Source organism: Streptomyces sp. NPDC057271 (assembly GCF_042668715.1).
In the GTDB taxonomy this organism is placed as follows: domain Bacteria; phylum Actinomycetota; class Actinomycetes; order Streptomycetales; family Streptomycetaceae; genus Streptomyces.
The window spans coordinates 1-4,063 of record NZ_JBHUYJ010000211.1 but is presented as its reverse complement, the minus strand read 5'-3'; the positions used below and the strand labels follow the sequence as shown (position 1 = coordinate 4,063).

The following is a 4,063-nucleotide window of genomic DNA, read 5'->3' as shown; positions in this document are numbered from 1 at the left end:
CCGCACCGGTCAGAGCACCCTTGATGCGCTCGATGACGCCGTCCTTCACCACCGGCCCGCCCATCAGCCCAGCGACGGTGAGCCAGCCAGTAACGGTCCCCCAGAGATACCGATCGTGGTTATGGGGCGCTCGTCCCAGAATGCTCGTCGTGATGGCGAGGGGATCAACCGGCTTCCCCTCCTCAAGGCTCCTTCGCGCCGCCGCGAAGACACCGGCCATGTGCTGACTGGTGTCGGTGGCGTTCTGATGCAACAGCGAGCCGAGCCCGGCACCCTGCACGAATCCGGCGACCATCCCCCACTCGTAAGTGGAGTGTCCCACCCCGAAGACCTCGGCGGCCAACGCCTCAAGGGGGACGAAGCGTTGGCCCGCGGTCACGGCCAGGACCGTCCGGTGGACGACGTATTCGGCACGCTCACGCAAGGACACGCTCTCGTCCAGCGGCCTGGCCGGCTCCGGCAGTCCGTCGAGCAGCGATGCGATGACGGCGACGACTGGTCCGCGGGTGTGCGTGGAGGCCCCCTTCACGGCCCCCGCGCTCTCGCCCTGGTCGACCGTGACAGACATGCCGTGCTGGGCGAGCCAGTACCGGACCGCGGCCATCTGCGTCGCAGAGGGCTCCCGGACAGCGAAGGAAAGACGGGCCACCTCTCTTACATCCACACGCCCGTCCGCCCCGCGCAGATCACGGCCGGTCTGCACGACACGCTCGACGAACACGCTGTACACACTCGGCCCGTCCGAACCGTCGAGATATCGGGCCGCCTCGAACCAGCCCAGCAGACGCGAGGACTCACCATCGACGTTCCGCTCCGCCCCCAGGACCTCCTCGACGACCTCGTCGACCGTCCACCCCTCCTCGCCGCTGTCGGTCCTGCTCCTCATCATGGCCACCGCCACGACCATCTCGATCGGCGCCACCTCACCAATGGACGGCGCCCCCACGGCCTCCAGGAAACCGACCGTGCGCATCACCTGGTCGAGAGACGGCTCCGTGACGCCGGGATAGGCGACCCCCACAAGTTCGGACGCCGGCGCCTCAGGCCGCTGCTTGTACTCGGCCAGCACCCGAGCAACCCGCGCATGAGCATCGGACGACACGGGGACGGTCGACTCCTGGGTGTCGGAGATCTCTTCGTCCAGCGACATGACGTCGTCGACGTGATCGGCCCCCACGACCGGGGGCGCCGTGTTGTCTTCATGCTGCGACTCCGGTACTGCGAACGCCGATTCGTCCCCGGGCACCGACGCGACGACGTCCATATCCATTTCCATCATCCGCGCGTTCTCCTCCTCGCGCAGATCCCACATCGCCCGCAGCAGCCGCTCCTCGGCCAGTAGAGCTATGGCACCGCTCCGCTCCTCGTCCGCCGGCTGCGTCAAACGCGACATCGCCCGGCTGCGCAGCTCCTCCCACTCCTGCTTCGACAGGTCACGTAGCCCGCGACGCAGCAGCAACACATCGTCGTGATGATTCCGCCACAGCTTGACCGTCTCCACACGCAGACCCTTCCGCGCCGCGAAGTCGCCCAGCTTCGCGTCCACATCACGGTCGCGCACCAGGGCGTTGCCGAGAATCTCCGCAAGCGCCGTGTCGAAGTCCGTCCGGTAGCGCGCACTCTGTTCCAGCAGGAACCGGTGGGCCCGGTCCTCGTCGTCACCCATACCCAACCGGTACGCGATGTCGCTCAACGGCATGGCGGCATACAGCAGATGTTCGAGAATCGGCGTCAGCGTCTGATTGTTCCCCGCGCCGATCCATTCCCTGACGACGTATACCTGATGGTCGACCGCCATCTGGGCCTCGAACACCTCACGCGCGAAGCTCGGGACGTCGTAACCGCCGTTCCCGGCGACGCCGGCTGCCGCCGCCAGCCCCCGGGCCTTGTCGATCAACGCCTGCCTGGAACCGTTCACCGGCCGGGAGCCCACCACACCGGCGGCCGTCAGCCACCCCTTGATCCGGGCCACACGACGAGCCCACTCCCCCGACCCGGCTACCGCTGTCGTCTCGTAGCGCCGGGCATCGACAGACCGGCCCTCCGCCTTGTCACGCCGAGCCGACAGGACGATGCGCAGCATCTCCTGGTAAGTGGCGCCCCTGCGCATGCGCCCCCCAGGAGTAGCGAGCCCCATCCACTCCAACACGCCAACTCCGAACATGCTCTCGCCCTGCCCGGCCACCCCCTCCATACCGGAGATATCGGCCGTACGACCAAGGGCGAGTTGAGACAGCGCGTGCGTCACCACCTCATCGGCGAACCGGTCGAGCTCGGGCGTGACCTCCAGGCCGGCGACGGAGTGCCACAGGCCCTCTTCTCCGCTCAGCCAGCCGACGACCAGGAACTTCTGATGCTCCGTCACCTCGGTCGTCGCTTCCACCCCGAAAACCCGCCGCACGATGCCCTCCACATCGGGCACCTGGCCGAGGAGCCGGGCCTGCCGACCCAGCTCCACCACCTCATCCCTCATCCTCTGACGGGCACCGCCCCGCACAGGATGAAGAAGCATGGCACCGGTGACCCAGCCCAGAACCCGCCACGCCCCTGCGGACTGGGACTTGGCACCCAGGACGGTGCCCGCTACCTGCCACGGAGAAATCGACTCGCCGGCCACCAGCTTGCCGGCAACAAGGCCGACCGCCCTGATCATCTGGCCATAGGTGGCACCCTCACGCATCGGATAGGGCGCGAGGACTCCCGCCGCCTCCAGGACACCGAGAACGAAGCGGGACTCGTTCCACTTCTGCCTAATGCGGAGGCTCCTCAAGATCTCAGCCACTGCGAGGGGGACGCCGGTCCTCCGGTCGTGCACCGCACTGGCCACGATGTAGTCCGCCCACTGCCCCACCGGGGAGCCTTCGGCCACCGCCCGCGCCAAAGTGAGACGCGGGTCCGCGGCGTTCGGCGGAACGGGAACCACCCACTCCGGCATCACGACACTCTCGGCCCGCGGCACAGAGACCGGGTCCGCCTCCGCTTCCCCAATCTGATCCGTCCGCGGGAAGCCCTCGTCGAAGAGAGCGGTGCTCGCCTCCACCTCGAGTGCGGTCTCCGTGCCGGCGACGGGCTCCCACGGGACTTCTTCTCCGCTCAGCCAGCCGGAGACCAAGAACTTCTGGTGCTCCGTCACCTTGATCGTCGCTTCCACCCCGAAAACCCGCCGCACGATGCCCTCCACGTCAGGCACCTGACCAAGGTCCCGGGCCTGCCGGCCCAGCTCCACCACCTCATCCTTCAACCGCTGACGGGCACCGTCCGCCAGAGGATGAAGAAGCATGGCACCGGTGGCCCAGCCCAGAACCCGCCAATGTTGTTGGTGCCTGTTACCCAGGACGGTGCCCGCCACGCTCACCAGATCCAGCGGGCCGCTGGCTTTCAGCTTGCCGGCAACCAGGCCGACCGCCCTCCTCATCTGGTCATAGGTGGCGCCCACACGCATCGGATAGGGCGCGAGCACTCCCGACGCCTCCAAGACACCGAGAACGAAAGCCTGCTCGCGCCATTTCCCCTCAATGCCGAGGCTGCTCGAGATCTTCGACATCATCATGGCGACGCCGTTCTTCCGGTCGTGTAGCACCCTGGCCACGGCGTAGTCCGCCCACTGCCCCACCGGGGAGCCTTCGGCCACCGCCTGCTCGAAAGAGAGACGCGTTTCCCCGACGTTCGGTGGAGCGGGAACCACCGACTCCGGCGCCTCGGCATTCTCGGCCCGCGGCACAGAGACCGGGACCGCCTCCGCCTCCGCCTCCGCAAGCTGATCCAGGTTCAGCTCGCCCGTACCCTCAGGCAACTCCACGTCCGGGACGATGACAACCGGATCCGACGTGTCCTCGGACCCCACCTCCACGCCACCGACACGCTCCGTCCCCTCGAGGAACCTCGCGAACTCCTCCAGGCCCTCGTCGGACCACTCCATCGCCCCGAGGAACTCCTCCCCTCCCTCACCGAGCAACCCATCAACCGCCACCGGATCGACGTCCACGGCATCCGGAACACCGACGCGCATCCGCAGACCGGCGATGACCGTGTCCAGATCATCACCCCGCGCCACAGCCTCCCG

General features: G+C 67.8%; 1 protein-coding gene. It reads right to left on the bottom strand.

Features of this window, described 5'->3' with window-relative positions; genetic code table 11:
* Positions 1-4,063 (bottom strand): hypothetical protein (locus ACFUJR_RS38865; protein ID WP_383451267.1); only part of this gene is annotated, 4,063 nt, incomplete at both ends.